The sequence below is a fragment of the Aquabacterium sp. genome (genome assembly GCF_014378415.1).
GTDB lineage: Bacteria > Pseudomonadota > Gammaproteobacteria > Burkholderiales > Burkholderiaceae_C > Aquabacterium.
The window spans coordinates 1-15,121 of sequence record NZ_JACMNS010000152.1 but is presented as its reverse complement, the minus strand read 5'-3'; the positions used below and the strand labels follow the sequence as shown (position 1 = coordinate 15,121).

The window sequence follows — 15,121 nt, the reverse complement described above, 5'->3', positions numbered from 1 at the left end:
CCGTCTGAGGAAGGTGGCTTGGACGAGTTGTTGGAGTCCAGATGAACCCGCTCCTCCAGCAGCTTGACCCGCTCGATCAACAAAGTAATGACGGTATGGCACTCCGCCACTGTCTGTGGCAACTGATTCGGCGATGGAGGGGTGGGGTCGGTCTGCACAGCGGCAAGTATCTCAATCAAATCAGCAGCTTGCAAGACTTGCTTCAAGTGGTTTGATCGTATTGGCAATGGCGCAGCGAGCGATGGCTCGGACTACCCCGTGAACACGTACACATCCGCTGGCTGCTGCGGGCGATCACCCGGCTGGGCCTTAGAGGGCTTTTTGACGCCTTGTCGGGCTTGGGCGCCTTCGTTGCACAGTGCTCATGGGCAGTGTCTGCGCGAACAAGCCGGTCTGCCTTGCCCGCCATGACCACGACAGGCATGTCCCCGACGTTCATGTCGTTGTCACTTGCGGGCGGCTGATGAATTTTGCAGGGCCAACTAACCAGTTGAATTTGTTCAACTTTTAACTGGACACTACTGGATTCATATAGAGAAGGCGCCAGCAAAGCGGGGAGATCTGCAGTTTGGTGTCGAACTCGGGGGTGCCGGCTGCGGGTCCTTGCGTTATAGTGTTTTTATGTTCGATGTCTTGGTTTACCTTTACGAACACTATTGGCGTCCCGATGCATGTCCTGAGTCGGACCTCTTGGCGCGCAAGCTTACTGCGGTGGGTTTTGAAGCCGATGAGATTCGTGAGGCTTTGGCTTGGCTAGATGGGCTCAACGCGCTATCTTCGCATGAAGGGTTGGATCAGTCCGAGGGCAGTACCCGGGTGTATTCAGACTTGGAGCTGGAGCATTTGGGCGCCGAGGCCTTGGGCTTCCTGCATTTCTTGGAGTCAGCTGGCGTACTGTCAACCCGATTGCGTGAAGTGGTCTTGGACCGTGCTCTGGTGATACCCGGTGGGCCGACTAGCCTTGAAGATCTCAAGATTGTGGTGTTGATGCTCTTTTGGAGCCGCGGAGAAGAGCCGGACGCGTTGATCCTTGATGAGTTGTTTGTGGAGGCTGAGGACCGGCTGATTCATTGATGCGCTGTCAGAGCCGAACACCTGGACCACACGAGCCAGCAGCTGATCAGCGCCACAGCAGCTTGCACGGGCCGTTGCAACGCCACAAAGCCTGACCCCTGAGAGGCTAGATTGGGTTTGCTTGCGCCAACCAGAGCGGCATTTGCGTTGAGGCCTGCTCAGTGAGCAGGCCTTACCCAGCCTCGGCAACCCAGCGACGCAGCAGGTTTGCATTAGATCCCCTTGGCCATGGCAACCGCAGCGGTTGACACGCCCGCATGGCGGCACTGCGCGACTGCGCGCGCCTTGAAGTCAGCGCTGTGGGTGCGACGGCGTCTGCGCCCGTCAATGACTTTGTCGGAGACAGTGTTCACATGTCCACCAAGAGTTGAGGTGGACGCGAGGCTCCTATGCGACAGACACAGTTTCAGGATGGGATGGCTGTACGCCACCGCATCAAACTCCCAGATCCGGGGGGGGGGCTGGCTAGGGAGCGGCTGATCAATGAACGCTTGGCGCGCACCCAGCAGCTATCGGGGGTTTGAATGTCGCGATGATGGTCAAATTCAGCCGTAATTCATGGCGTTGGACGTTTCCAACGTGATTTCAGGCCCCTTTCGGGGTTCATTGGCGCCATCAAGACGCACCTCGGGCATCAAGCGCCAAAAGCCTGGTGCGAGCCATCACCAGTGACTCCTTAGCGCGTAAGCCAATGGCTCTGAGGAGTCATTTTTTTCTCGGATGATGAGATTTGGCTCAAGTTGGTATTTGGTTTGGCCGTAAACGAGGGCAATGAAGGACGGTGCCTGCGCATTCGCATGCTCCTGGCACGTCTCTGAGCATGGCGAAAGAGTGGCGATTTGGAGCGCAAGATGCGGACGGAACGGGGTTCAGTGGTGGCTCGGAGGTGGACCAAGACCTGGTTCGTGGCGACAGGCCTGGTGGTGGTCATGATGGGCCTGTCCGGCTGTGATCAATTGGGCATTGAAACCCCAGAGAAAGCCGCTGAACGCAAGGTGGCCGACGCGAAGGCGATTGGCGGCGCCTGCCGCCATGCCATTCGGGCCATTGAAGATTGCTACTTGCTCAATCCGAAAGCTGAAAAATCGTCGGTGTTCACCGGGTGGCGTGAGATGGACGAGTACATGCGGGAGAACAAGCTGGAGGGAATCGCACCAGTGGTGCCCCGTCCGGCGCCGCCATCCGCAGCTTCCAAACCCTCCGAATCTGCGGATGGGGACGAGGAGGAAGTCGATGAGCCTGGAACAAAGTCAGGCAAAGGCAAACCGGCCACATCAAGCAAACATTGACCATGTGAGGCAAGGGCCTTGCCACGACAATGGCGGCATGAGTCGAGAAACAGCACCGTGGGGCTTGCTCCACGCATCCTTGTGGCGCCATGCCGAATTTCGCCAGGGTGCGCGCGACATGGGCGCCGTCACCCCAGGTGTGCTGGCCTGGGGCCTGGTGACCGGGGTGGCGATGGTCAAGGCGGGCCTGCCATTGTCGATCGCCCTGCTGATGAGCTTGAGCGTTTTCGCGGCGAGCGCGCAATTGGCGGCTTTGCCTTTGATGCTGGCTGGTGCCCCGTTGTGGGTGGTCTGGGTGACCGCCCTGTGTGTGAACCTGCGGTTTGTGATTTTCAGCGCCCAGATGCGCGTGCACATGATGAGTTTGCCGCTGCGCTGGCGTTTGGTCGCCGGCTACCTGAGCGCTGACATCACCTACGTGATGATGATGCAGCGGCATGGTGCGTCGCCACCGGCCAGTCCTGATAACCCCGCGCCTTTGGCCTACTTTGCCGGCTTGTTTTCGGTGAACTGGGCGGCCTGGAATGTGGCGTCGCTGGTGGGCGTTTTGTTCGCGGGGACGATTCCGACTCAGTGGGGGCTGGGCTTCGCGGGGACCTTGGCCTTGGTGGGCCTGTTGGTGTCGCTCACGAATGACCGGGCAACCGCCGTCACCGCGGGGCTTGCGGGAACAGCCGCCGTGGCAGCGTTTGGCTTGCCGTTCAAACTGAACATGATGGTGGCGGTGGCGTCGGCCGTGGCCTGTGGCCTGCTGCTGGATCAGTTGACCGCGACGCATCGCAAGGCTGCGGCCTCTGACGTTTCGGCGGGGCCTTGAACATGGCGTTGCTGAATGCTTCCATGAGCACGATGGAAATGGTGATCGCCGCCGTGGGATTGGTGGCGATTTCGGCGTTCAGCCGGTCATTTTTCTTCTTGAGCGAAAAGCCTTGGCGCTTGCCCGGTTGGTTGGAGCGCGGTTTGCGTTACGCGCCTTTGGCGGCCTTGAGCGCGGTGGTGTTACCGGAGGTGCTGCTCGTCCAGGGACATTGGCCTCATGACTGGCGCGATGCGCGTTTTTTTGCAACGGCGGCGGCCGTGGCGTGGGCGTGGTGGCAAAAGGGCATGCTGGGCACCATCCTGACTGGGATGGCGGTTTTGCTGGCCCTCAAACTGGGGTTGGGCTGGTGAGCTCGGTGGCGGGCCGGGCATGCACACTCCCGGAATGTCCCCAGGTTTCAAGGGGGCGCGGTTCTCTACAATCGGGGCCAGGTTCCGTTTTGTCTTTCATCCCCATTTCACCATCATGAACATCCTCCGATTCGAAGACCTCGTGGCCCAAGGCAAGGTGGCTGGCCAGCGTGTGTTCATCCGCGCTGATCTGAACGTGCCGCAAGACGATGCCGGCAACATCACCGAAGACACGCGCGTGCGGGCATCGGTGCCCGCGATTGAGTTGGCGCTGAAGGCGGGCGCGGCCGTGATGGTGACGTCGCACCTGGGGCGGCCGACGGAGGGTGAGTTCAAGCTGGCCGATTCGCTGGCGCCGGTGGCCAAGCGCCTGGGCGAGTTGCTGGGGCGCGAGGTCAAGCTGGTGTCCAACTGGGTGGACGGCGTGACCGTGGCGCATGGCGACGTGGTGTTGCTGGAAAACTGCCGCCTGAACAAAGGCGAGAAGAAGAACGACGAAGTGCTGGCGCGCAAGCTGGCCGCCCTGTGCGACATCTTCGTGAACGATGCGTTTGGCACCGCGCACCGTGCCGAAGGCACCACCTACGGCATCGCGCAGTACGCCAAGGTGGCCTGCGCAGGCCCGCTGCTGTCGGCCGAGATCGACGCGCTGAACAAGGCTTTGGCGGCGCCCAAGCGCCCGCTGGTGGCCATCGTGGCGGGCTCGAAGGTGTCGAGCAAGTTGACGATTCTGGAGGCGCTGTCCAAGAAGGTCGACGGGTTGATCGTGGGGGGCGGCATCGCCAACACGTTCATGCTGGCCGCGGGTTTGAAGGTGGGCAAATCCTTGGTTGAGCGTGACCTGGTGGGCGCGGCGACGGCGGTGATCGAGTCGATGAAGGCGCGTGGCGCCGAGGTGCCGATTCCGGAGGACGTGGTGGTGGCCGAGGGCGTGCCCAGCGGGAAGTTCGATTTTGGCGCGTTCCTGGCGGCCGCCAAGCCCGTCGTGAAGGCCGCCACCGATGTGGCCGATGACGACATGATTCTCGACATCGGGCCGAAGACGGCCGACAAGCTGGCCACGAAGTTGAGGTCGGCCGGCACGGTGGTGTGGAATGGCCCGATGGGGGTGTTCGAGGTCGCGGCTTTCGAAAATGGCACCAGGACGATAGCCAAGGCGATTGCCGAGTCCAGCGCCTTCAGCATTGCCGGGGGGGGCGACACCTTGGCGGCGATTGCCAAGTACGGCATTGAAAAAGACGTGGGCTACATCTCGACCGGCGGTGGCGCTTTCCTGGAGGTGCTGGAAGGCAAAACCTTGCCGGCGTTCGAGATTCTGCAAAAGCGCGCAGCGGGCTGACTGGCCATGGTCAAGCGTGCGCTGCTGCTCCTGACCATCGCCGGTGGGCTGATCTGGTGGTACGAACGGGGGCAAGGCCCCGAGCAGGCGTCGGGCAAACAGGCGGGCGAGTCTGCGGCGGCGTCTGCTTCTGCGGCTGGCCGGCAATTGATGCCACCGGCCGCCAAAGGTGCGACGGTGCGACCCGCTGGCGGTTGGTCGCCCAGGGCCTGGTCGGTGCAGGGCGGCAAGCTGGTGCCGGGGCGGGCGTTGCGCGAACGGTTTGACAGCTATTTGCCCTTGGGCAAGGGCGTGACCATGGTGGAGGTGCGCGCCGCCTTGGAGCAAGACGCGCAGGCGGACCTGGGGTCTGCCAACAGCGCCCAGGTGCTGGCCATCTGGGACCGTTATGCGCGTTTGCAGAACCACGATTGGCGGCACCCTTTCAATGGCTCGGACTCGAAGGGCTGGCAGGCTACTTTGAACGAGCAGCACCAGGTGCGGAGGCAATGGCTGGGCGCGGACTGGGCCGAGGCTTTTTTTGGAGAAGACGAGGCCGCCTTGCAGCGGCGCATGTCCAACCAGGTGGCGTCTCCTGCCAAACCGTCTCCGGCAGGGTTGGACGATGTGCTGTCCAGGGCGCCCGCGTCGGCGGGCATGGTGGCTTCGGTGGCATCAGCGGCCCGCGATGATTGGCGGGTGCGCGCGGACAAGGCGCGGCTGGAATGGACGCACCTGACACAGGACGCTTCATTGGATGAAGGCCAGCGGCTGATTCGCATCCGCCAGTACTTGCAGCAAAATTTCAGCGGCCCGGACGCGGCCCGGCTTGCGCGCGATCTGCAATTGCCCTGAGGGCGGCTGATCCGCGTGGGGGCCCAGCGCGACGACGCGTCGGCCGTCAGGGCATCGCTGGCCGCGATGACGTCGCCGGTGCGTTTGAGGGTGTCGGCCCAAACGGTGTAGCTGGGCAGCATGCCCGAATCCCTGGGATGGAAGCCAGGCTTGTACCAGGCCAGGTAGGGTCGGAGGATGTCGGCCATCATGCCGCCGGGACCATACAGCCACCACAGCCCTTTGGCCCACAGCTTGAAGCGCTGCGTGCGGCTGAAGCCATCGACCTTGAACATGTGGCCCATGATCTGGAACACGAACAGCGGGAAGTTGATGCTGACCTGCAGGAGCGCCAGCACGCGCCGCAGGTAGCCCACTTGGGCGACTTGTTGCATGACGTCGTAGGCGACGCCTTTGTGCTCGACTTCCTCGACGGCATGCCAAACGTACAAGGCGCGCACGCGGGGATCGGCGTCCAGGAAGAGGTCGCGGCGCTCAAACCAGCCCTGGGCCATGATGGCCGTGAGGTGCTCGGAGGCGGCGGTGATGGCCAGGGTTTGTGGGCGTGACAGGCGTTGGCGGGTGACGTCGAACAGGAAGCGGCGCTGGTTGGCCAGGATGCGGTCGACCTTGATGCCTTGAGCCGCCAGGCGCTGGTTGAAGGCCGAATGCACCATGCTGTGCTGGGCTTCCTGCCGGGTGAAATCCTGGATGGCTTGCAGGTGCTCGGGGTCGGTGACCTGGTCGCGGAAATCGCGCACGCAGGTGATGAAGAAGCGCTCGCCCTCGGGGAAGAGGGTGGACAGGGCGTCGAAAAAACGCGTCTTGAATGGGTCGCCGCCGAACCAGTGGCGGGGGATGTCGCCGTCCAAACCGAAGTCGAGGTGCTCACGCGGGACGATGGGCACGGCATTCTTGGCAGTGGCTGGGCGGGCAGGAGCGTCGGTGGTGCGCAGGACGGTCATGCGGTTTCATCGGCCACTGGCGCAGGAACTTGAGGCCTTCTTGGTGATCGCATGGGACGGCCTCGGGGCTCAGCGCCGGGTTGTTCCGAGTTGGCCCGGTCAGCTCAGGCGGCTGCGGCGTGTAGCACCTCGCCGGCGAGGATGGGGTCGCCAGTCTGGTTGAAGGTGTCGAGCCAGAGCTGGTAGCTGTCCATCTGGCCGTGCTGCCAGGGGTGGAAGCCGGGTTTGTAGTAATGCATGTACATGCCGAACATGGACATGAACAGGCCGGTGCCGGGTTTGTAGAGCCACCACAGGCCTTGTGCCCACAGCTTGGTGCGCTGCCAGCGGTTGAAGCCGTCGACCTTGAGCATGTAACGCGTGCTGAACATGGCATTGATGGTGAAGCCGAGGGTGACTTCGACCATGGTGATGGCGCGGCGCGGGTACCAGACCTTGGCGATTTTCTGCATCACGTCGAAGGCGACGGCCTTGTGCTCGATCTCTTCCATGGCGTGCCAGGCGTACATGGCGCGCATGCGCGGGTCGGCGGCGGCCATGATCTCTTTGCGGGCGAAGAAGCTGTGCGCCATGATCGAGGTCATGTGCTCGGCGGCGGCGGTGCTGGCCAGGGTGTGCTTTTTGGGCAGGTTGCGGCGCATCCATTCAATCAGGCCGCGCTGGATGCCTTCCAGGTAGTCGACGTCGATGCCCTGGGCTTTGAGGCGCTGGTTGTACTGGCTGTGCACGATGCCGTGCTGGCCTTCCTGGCGGATGAAGTGCTTGATCTCTTCACGCAGGACCGGGTCGCTGACCTGGTCGCGGAAATCGCGCACGCAGGAGATGAAAAAGCGCTCGCCCTCGGGGAAGATGGTCGACATGGCGTCAAAGAAACGCGTCTTGAAAGGATCGCCGCCAAACCAGTATTTGGGGATGTCGCCTTCGAGGCCGAAGTCGAGTTTTTCACGCGGGGTGATGGGGTTGTGGTGGTTCATGGTGGGTCTCCTTACGCGTGGGCCCACGCCTGCTCGCCGTGCAGGCGGTTGCCGGCCAGGATGGGGTCGCCGGTTTCCTTCAGGATGCGCAGCCAGGTGTCGTAGCTGGGCACGACGGGGTCTTGCCACGGGTGGAAGCTGGGCTTGAGGTAGCTGAAGTACTTGCCCACCATGGGCGAGAACAGGCCGCCCGGCTTGTACAGCCACCACAGGCCCTTGGCCCAGATCTTGGTGCGCTGCCAGCGGCTGAAACCATCGACCTCGAACATGTGCTTCATGATCCGGAACACATGGAAGGGGAAGAGCAGGGTCACCAGCAGCATCGAGCCGACGCGGTTGCGGTAAGTGCTTTTAGCGATGTTCTGCAACACGTCGAAGGCGACGGCCTTGTGCTCCATCTCTTCCATGGCGTGCCACACGTAGAGCGCACGAATGCGGTCGTCAGCACCTTCAAAAATCTCGGGGCGCTCAACAAAGCAGTCGGCCATGATGGCGGTGATGTGCTCGGCTGCGGCGGTGATGCCCAGCGTGAATTCGCGCGAGGTGTGCTGGCGGATGATGCCGAAGAGGCGCTTTTCCTGGCCGGCCAGGATCTCTTTAACCGCGATGCCCTGGGCCTGCAACCGGTCGTTGTAGCGCGTGTGGACGATGCCGTGCTGGCCTTCCTGGCGCGTGAAGTCCTTGATGTCCTGCAGCACCTTGGGGTCGGTGGTGCGGTCTTTGAAGTCGCGCACGCAGGTGATGAAGAAGCGCTCGCCGACCGGGAACAAGGTGGACAGGGCGTCGAAGAAGCGGGTCTTGAACGGGTCGCCGTTCAGCCAGTATTTGGGGATGTCGCCGTCTAGCCCGAAATCCAGCTTTTCACGCGGGATGATGGGAGGCGGGGTCATTTTTGCGGGGTTCATGTGGGGTCTCCTCGGCAGGGGTTTGCGCACTGAGCACAGGCTTTCCGATGAATGAACTTTAGGCAGTTGACGCCGGGAGGGCTATGGCGTGCAACGACAGCAGGGTAATTTTCACGACAGCTTGGGCCTAGGGAAAATACCCGGGTCGATCTTCATGGGCCGGGGCTGCGGCGGTACTGGCTGGGGGTGAGGCCCGACCAGCGCGTGAAGGCTTGCGTGAAGCTGCGGCGATCGGAAAAACCCAGGCGGTCGCTGATGTCTTCGATGGGCAAGGCGGGGTCTTGCAGCCATTGACGCGCCAAGCGGTAGCGCACGCGGGCGAGGATGCCGGAGTGGCTGTCGCCCACGTCGCGCAGGCGGCGCTGCAGGGTGCGCGCGTGCAGGTGCAGCTCTTCGGCCAGCGCCTCCAGGCCCAGGCCCAGAAGGCGGGGCTTTTGCGCCAGGGCGCGTTCGATCTGGCGGACCAGGTTGCCGGCATTGTCGAGGGCGTCGGCATCTTGTTGATGCTGTTCGGCGCGTTGGGCCACCTGCTGGACCACGCGTTGCGCGGCCTGTTCATGCAGCAGCGGGAAGCCGCCGCGCAAGGGCAAATCGAGCAGGGCACGGTCGAACCACATGGCGCTGACGGGCTGGGAGTACGCGATGGGCACGTGGAAGAAGGCCTCGAAGACCGCGTGGTCCTGGTGGGGCGCGTGCTGCAGGGTGATGCGGCCAAACAGCTGCTGTCCGCCCAGCAGCATGCGCGTGAACTTGAGCAGGCTGGCGAACACACCTTCGGTGAAATGCCAGGTGGTGTCGGGCGAGGCCTCGGGGTGGTCAAAGGACACGGCCATGCGGGCCTCCTGGCCATGCTCGGCCAGCGAGATCCGCATGTAGGGGTTGAGCAGCGGGGGGATCCACTCCAGCGAGCGGGCGGCTTCGCGAAGGGTCGGGCTGGTGGTGATGAAGGTCTCGATGTCCGACATGTACTCGAAGGCGAAGGTCTCGCCGAGCACCAGGGGGAAGTGCTGGCCCCGGCCCATGGCACGCGTGTCGTCGACGCAGCGTTGCATGACGTGCTGCATGGTCAGGCGCTGGATGACGGCGGTCTCGGGGTGCAGGTTGCGGGTGTCGACGCCTTCTTCTTCGAAGATGCGGCCGATGTCGATGCCGCACAGCTTGGCCGCGCGCACCCAGTTGGTCACGGTGACAAAGGGGATGGGCTGCTCAACGGGGGCGGGTGCGGTCATCGCGTCGGGATGTCGGGGGCGGACGGGGTCTGGAAGTGGGTCAGCCAGCGCAGCACTTCGGCCACGGTGGCTTGCGGCTGCTCGAAAGGATACAGGTGTGTGCCGGCGATCCACGACATGTTGGCCGCTCCGACCACGCGGCGAATCCCGCCGAGCTGCACGGCCTTGAGCTCTTTGGAGCGTGTGCCGCCAATGAAGGCCATGGGGCAAGCCGGCGGATGGCGGCGAAACTCTTGCACCAGGTTCACCGGCATGTTTCTGTAGATGCGCGATTCGATCTCGCGCTTGAAGCTGAGGCGGCGGCTGATGCTGGGGTGGTGTTCGGTGCCATGTTGCACATAGGCGTCGAACACGCCGGGGTGGAAGGCGGCGAACTTGGGCTTGGCGATGAAGTGCTCGCGCACGGCCTCCAAGGTGGGCCATTCATGGCAGCGTTGGGCCGCCACGCCAGAGGGCATGACGCGGTCGACCACGCCCAGTTGCTTGGCCAGTTTCAGGCCCCAGGCGCGCCAGCCGTGCAGCAGCGGCGAATCGAGCACGACCACGCCACGGGCCATCTCGGGGTGGCGGCTGGCCAGCATCATGCTGAGGTAGCCGCCCAGCGAATGACCGACCAAATAGACGGGGTGGCCCACCTCGTGGTCGATGAAATCCTTGAGCTGGTGGACCAGGTGTGGCCAGTCGGCGGTGACGGGGTAGCGCGGGTCGTGGCCGAATTTTTCGATGGCGTGGACCGCGTAGCCGGCAGCGCGCCAGGCTTCAAACAGCTCGCGGTAGGTGCTGGCCGGGAAACTGTTGGCGTGCGAGAAGACGATGGTGGGCTGGCTCATGGGGGTTTTAACTGCGGGACTCCCTTGGCATGTCGGCTGATCCGGCACTTTACTGAAGCATTGGCGCCATCAAGCAGGGCGCCAGAGTCAGTGTAAGGTTTTGGGGGAAGGGGCGACAAGCGAGGGTCTTGCCGCTGCAATTCGGGCTTTTCACCTTGCTGTTTGGTGGGACACTGTTTGCGAGTCCACTGCCGCTCGGAGCCGAGCCGAAACACCATGCAACGTGCCACCAAAATCGTCGCCACCCTGGGCCCTGCTTCGTCCTCCCCGGAGGTGTTGGAGCGCATGTTGCGCGCGGGGGTTGACGTGGTGCGCCTGAACTTTTCGCACGGCAAGGCGCAGGACCACGTCGACCGCGCGGCGCTGGTGCGCGAGGTGGCCAAGAAGGTGGGCAAGGTGGTGGCCATCATGGCCGACCTGCAGGGCCCCAAGATCCGCGTGGGCAAGTTCGCCGAAGGCAGCGTGATGCTGGAAAACGGCCAGCCTTTTGTGCTGGATGCCAGCCGTGTCGAGCCCGGCGACATCCATGGCGTGGGCCTGGATTACAAGGAGCTGCCGCGCGATGTGCGGGCTGGCGACATCCTGCTGCTGAACGATGGCTTGTTGGTGCTGACCGTCGAGTCGGTGAAGGGCGAGGCGGTCAACACCATCGTGAAGGTGGGGGGCGAGCTGTCCAACAACAAGGGCATCAACAAGCAGGGTGGCGGCCTGACCGCACCGGCCTTGACAGCCAAGGACATGGAAGACATCAAGACAGCCGCGAGTTTTCAGTGCGATTACATCGCCGTGTCGTTTCCCAAAAACGCGACCGACATGGAGATGGCGCGCCAGTTGTGCAATGTGGCCGGTGAGCCCTGGAAGCACCGGCCGGCGCTGATCGCCAAGATCGAGCGCACCGAGGCCATCCCCAACCTGGAAAGCATCCTGAAGGCGTCGGATGGGATCATGGTGGCGCGCGGTGATCTGGCCGTTGAAGTGGGCAATGCCGCGGTGCCAGCGCTGCAAAAACGCATGATCAAGATGGCGCGCGAGATGGACAAGGTGGTGATCACGGCCACGCAGATGATGGAGTCGATGATCGTGAACCCGGTGCCCACGCGCGCCGAGGTGAGTGACGTGGCCAATGCGGTGCTGGATGGTACCGACGCGGTGATGTTGAGCGCCGAGACGGCGGCGGGCAAGTACCCGGTCGAGACGGTGGAGCAGATGGCCGCGATCGCGATGGCGGCCGAGGCGGCTGAAGATGTCTCGTTGGACGCGGACTTCACCAACAAGAAGTTTGGCCGCATCGACAAGTCGATCGCGATGGGCGCGCTGTTCACCGCGTATCACCTGGGGTGCAAGGCCATCATCGCCTTGACCGAGTCGGGTTCGACCGCGCTGTGGATGAGCCGCCACCGGATCCACGTGCCGATTTTTGGCATGACGGCGCAGCCGATTTCGCAGCGCAAGATGGCGCTGTACCGCAATGTGCGGCCCCTGTTGATCCGCAGCCACACCGACCGCGATGAGGCGCTCAAGCAGGCCGAATCCATGCTGGTGGAAAGCGGTGTGCTCAAGCCGGGTGACACGTATGCCATCACCTGCGGCGAGCCCATGGGCTACCCGGGGGGCACCAACATGCTCAAGGTGTGCGAGGTGGGCTGAGCGGCCTGCCGCTGGCGTCACGCGCCGGCGGTTTCCAGTGGATTGATCAAAGCTTGGGCCGATGAGCCCAGGATCAAGGCCTCGAAGGCCTGGGGTGGCACGGCTTTGCTGAACAGGAAGCCTTGCAGCACATTGCAGCCCATGCGCTGCAGGATGCGCAACTGGTCTTCTTCTTCCACGCCTTCGGCCACGACTTGCATGCCCAGGCTGTGGCCCAGCGACACCACCGTCTGCACGATGGCCTGGTCCTTGGCCTGCCCGGGCAGGTCGATGATGAAGGAGCGGTCGATCTTGAGCTCGTCGGCGGGGAAGCGTTTGAGGTAGCTCAGCGACGAGTAGCCGGTGCCGAAGTCGTCGATGGACAGGCGCACGCCCAAGCCTTGCAAATCGTTCATCTGCTTGAGGGCCCAGGCCACGTCGCTGACCAGCATGCTTTCGGTCACCTCGACCATCAGCCATTCGGGCGGCAGTTGTGTGTGGGCCAGCACCTTTTGCAGGTACTGCAGGAAGTGGCCGTTGTCGAACTGGGGCTTGGCCACGTTGATCGACACCTTCAAATCGCGCAGGCCTTGCTGGTGCCATTGCGCCATCTGGCGGCAGGCCTCTTGGGTGACCCAATCCCCGATCTCGACGATCAGGCCAGTCTCTTCTGCCAGGGGCACGAAACGGCCGGGCGGCAGCAAGCCATGGTCGGGGTGCTGCCAGCGGATCAGTGCCTCGGCACCCAAGATGCGGCCCGTGCGCATGCAGACTTTGGGCTGGTAGTGCAGGCGCAGCTCGTCGCGGTGGATGGACAGGCGCAACTGGTTGGTCAGGGTGAGGCGTTCGATCGATCGGGCGGTCAGTTCGGCCGAGAAGAACTCGTAGCCCGACTTGCCGTGGCCCTTGACCTTGGAGCAGGCCAGGTCGGCGCTTTTCAGCAAACCATTGGCGGTCTGGCCGTCGCTGGGGGCCAGGGCAATGCCGATGCGGGGCACCAGGAAGATGTCGTGGCCATCGATCTGGAACGGTGCCGCGAGTTCCTGCATCAGGTGCTTGGCCAGGGTGGCGGCATCTTCGGCCTGCGTCATGTCGGGCAGGATCAGGGCGAAGTCCTGGCTGTCGACGCGGGCGAGGCCCAGGGATTCGGGGTGCAGGGAGGCGGAGTCGCGGTCTTGCGGCGGCACGACGACGTTGATCAGGCGCACGGCCACTTGTTGCAGCAAGGTGTCGGCGGCGCGGGGGCCCAGGGTTTCGCGGGTCTGGCGGAACTGCTCGCAGCCCAGGTGCAGCAGGCCGAGCATGTTTTTCTGGGGCAGGGCGTGTTGCAGGGCTTCGTCCAGGCGGCGCGTGAAGCGCTCGCGGTTGGACAGGCCGGTGACCATGTCCACGTAGGCCAGGCGGTCCTGGTAGCGCTTGAAGGCCAGGGTGTTGCGCACCCGCAAAACCAGCTCACTGGAATCGACGGGCTTGGAAAGAAATTCGGTGGCGCCCAACTCGAGTGCCCGCAGTTTGATGGCGGGCTCGCTGGCGGCGGTTAGCACGATGACCGGGGTGTATTGCAGGGCTTCGTCGGCGCGGACGGCTTGCAGTATGTCGAAGCCGGACACGCCGGGCATCATCAGGTCCAGCAGCAGCACGTCGGGTTGGTGTTGGCGGATCAGTTGCAAGGCCACGAGCGGGTCGTTGCAGGCCACGAAGCGGGTGTAGCCGGCGTCTTCCAGGTGGGTCTGGATGACGTCGGTCATCATGGACTCGTCGTCCACCATCATCACCAGGGCGCCGTCCCAGGGCGTGGTGATCGCCACGAGGTCTCGGCTCATGCCGTGATCCCTTGCGGCGCGTCCAGCACCATGCGCTTGCCCAGCTCTTCAATGTGCTGCAGCCAATGGCCGGCCTGCACGGCGTCGTCCACGTTGCAGGCGGCTTCCAGGTGGCGGGCGGGCTCGAAGTAAGCGTCAAAGCCCACGCTGCCACCGGCGCCTTTGAGCCAGTGGGCGTGCAAAGCCAGTTGGGCCAAGTCGTTTTGATTCAAGGATTGCTTCATCAATGCCAACTTGCCCGGAAATTCGTCCATGAACCGGGTCACCACTTTTCGCAATTTGGGATGTTGTGACAAGCGGGAGACCATGGGGCTGGTATCTAGGGGGCCGTTGCCCGGGCTATTACCAGGATTGTCGGCAGTTGCGCCCTGGAGCTTGAGCACCTCCTCGCGCGCCAGGCATTCGCCGCCCAGCCTTTGGGCCAAATCGGTCAACAAGGTGCCGATGCTCAAAGGCTTGGTGTGGAAGCCCGAGAAACCGGCTTGGTTGATCTCTTGCTCGAAGCCCTTCATGGCGTTGGCGGTCAGCGCCAGGATGGGGGTTTTGACGCCGCGTTCGCGCAGCAGTCGGGTGGCCATCACGCCGTCCATCACGGGCATCTGCATGTCCATCAGCACCAGGTCGAAGCTGCTTTGGGCGACCATGTCCAGCGCTTCCTGGCCGTTGACGGCCTCGGCCACAACCAGGCCGGTTTCTTCCAGCACCAGGCGGACCAGTTCGCGGTTCTCGGCGCCGTCGTCCACCACCAGCACGCGGCGCGGCGGGAAGCGCCAGTGGAGGGTCTGCTGAACGGTGATCTCTGAGGCTTGCCGGATCAGCTCGTCGGGGTTGAGCATGGGCGTGCCCTTCAGGGCGCCCGGGTCGATGATGACGTGGAAGACGCTGCCCCGGCCCGGCTTGCTGGTGACGGTGATGTCGCCGCCCATGGCTTTGGCGAAGCGGCGGCTGATGGTCAGGCCCAGGCCGGTGCCGCCAAAGTGGCGCGTGGTCGAGGTCTCGGCCTGCACAAAGGGCTCGAACACCGATTCGACCTTGTCGGGGGCGATGCCCACGCCGGTGTCGGCCACGTCGATGCAGTAGGTGG

Annotated in this window: 14 protein-coding genes; 6 read left to right on the top strand and 8 right to left on the bottom strand. The window is 63.4% G+C overall.

The window, feature by feature from the left end; genetic code table 11:
* The coding region (locus H7225_RS13765; protein WP_290662752.1) for a DUF6444 domain-containing protein at positions 1 to 206 on the bottom strand (206 nt) is incomplete at its 3' end.
* A 415-nt stretch (positions 207 to 621) separates the two neighbouring features.
* On the opposite strand from H7225_RS13765, the gene H7225_RS13760 reads away from it, so the two are divergent.
* The 5 genes from H7225_RS13760 to H7225_RS13740 all read left to right on the top strand — a co-directional run bounded on the left by H7225_RS13760 (position 622) and on the right by H7225_RS13740 (position 4,872).
* Positions 622 to 1,074: a DUF494 domain-containing protein gene (locus H7225_RS13760; RefSeq protein ID WP_290662750.1), complete on the top strand. Its 453-nt coding sequence runs from the start codon at positions 622 to 624 to the stop codon at positions 1,072 to 1,074.
* 929 nt (positions 1,075 to 2,003) lie between these two features.
* Positions 2,004 to 2,363 carry a hypothetical protein gene (locus H7225_RS13755; RefSeq protein ID WP_290662748.1) on the top strand — a complete coding sequence of 120 codons (360 nt, stop codon included), beginning with the start codon at positions 2,004 to 2,006 and terminating at the stop codon, positions 2,361 to 2,363.
* Positions 2,364 to 2,400: 37 nt separating this feature from the next.
* On the top strand, positions 2,401 to 3,180 hold the full coding sequence (locus H7225_RS13750; protein ID WP_290662746.1) for an AzlC family ABC transporter permease: 780 nt from the start codon (positions 2,401 to 2,403) through the stop codon (positions 3,178 to 3,180).
* Between the two features lie 23 nt (positions 3,181 to 3,203).
* On the top strand, positions 3,204 to 3,533 hold the full coding sequence (locus tag H7225_RS13745; protein WP_290662744.1) for an AzlD domain-containing protein: 330 nt from the start codon (positions 3,204 to 3,206) through the stop codon (positions 3,531 to 3,533).
* 115 nt (positions 3,534 to 3,648) lie between these two features.
* Positions 3,649 to 4,872, top strand: a complete 1,224-nt coding sequence (locus tag H7225_RS13740) for a phosphoglycerate kinase (RefSeq protein WP_290662742.1) — start codon at positions 3,649 to 3,651, stop codon at positions 4,870 to 4,872.
* 386 nt (positions 4,873 to 5,258) lie between these two features.
* On the opposite strand, the gene H7225_RS13735 is transcribed toward H7225_RS13740, so the two are convergent.
* From H7225_RS13735 to H7225_RS13715, 5 genes are all read right to left on the bottom strand, one after another.
* On the bottom strand, positions 5,259 to 6,650 hold the full coding sequence (locus H7225_RS13735) for a metal-dependent hydrolase (protein WP_290662740.1): 1,392 nt from the start codon (positions 6,648 to 6,650) through the stop codon (positions 5,259 to 5,261).
* A gap of 104 nt (positions 6,651 to 6,754) precedes the next feature.
* On the bottom strand, positions 6,755 to 7,624 hold the full coding sequence (locus H7225_RS13730) for a metal-dependent hydrolase (protein ID WP_290662738.1): 870 nt from the start codon (positions 7,622 to 7,624) through the stop codon (positions 6,755 to 6,757).
* An 11-nt stretch (positions 7,625 to 7,635) separates the two neighbouring features.
* Entirely contained in the window at positions 7,636 to 8,529 is an 894-nt protein-coding gene (locus H7225_RS13725; RefSeq protein WP_290662736.1) for a metal-dependent hydrolase, read from the bottom strand.
* Positions 8,530 to 8,681: 152 nt separating this feature from the next.
* Complete coding sequence (locus H7225_RS13720) at positions 8,682 to 9,758, bottom strand: AraC family transcriptional regulator (RefSeq protein WP_290662734.1); 1,077 nt, start codon at positions 9,756 to 9,758, stop codon at positions 8,682 to 8,684.
* The gene (locus H7225_RS13715; RefSeq protein WP_290662732.1) at positions 9,755 to 10,588 is read right to left on the bottom strand and encodes an alpha/beta hydrolase; all 834 of its coding nucleotides are present in this window, start codon (positions 10,586 to 10,588) and stop codon (positions 9,755 to 9,757) included. The genes H7225_RS13720 and H7225_RS13715 overlap by 4 nt, the downstream gene beginning before the upstream one ends.
* Before the next feature lie 216 nt (positions 10,589 to 10,804).
* Between H7225_RS13715 and pyk the strand changes: the two genes are divergently transcribed.
* Positions 10,805 to 12,235 carry a pyruvate kinase gene (gene pyk, locus H7225_RS13710; protein ID WP_290662730.1) on the top strand — a complete coding sequence of 477 codons (1,431 nt, stop codon included), beginning with the start codon at positions 10,805 to 10,807 and terminating at the stop codon, positions 12,233 to 12,235.
* 17 nt (positions 12,236 to 12,252) lie between these two features.
* On the opposite strand, the gene H7225_RS13705 is transcribed toward pyk, so the two are convergent.
* Together H7225_RS13705 and H7225_RS13700 are read right to left on the bottom strand one after the other, a co-directional pair.
* On the bottom strand, positions 12,253 to 14,037 hold the full coding sequence (locus H7225_RS13705; RefSeq protein WP_290662728.1) for an EAL domain-containing protein: 1,785 nt from the start codon (positions 14,035 to 14,037) through the stop codon (positions 12,253 to 12,255).
* The coding region (locus tag H7225_RS13700; protein ID WP_290662726.1) for a response regulator at positions 14,034 to 15,121 on the bottom strand (1,088 nt) is incomplete at its 5' end. The genes H7225_RS13705 and H7225_RS13700, both read right to left, overlap by 4 nt.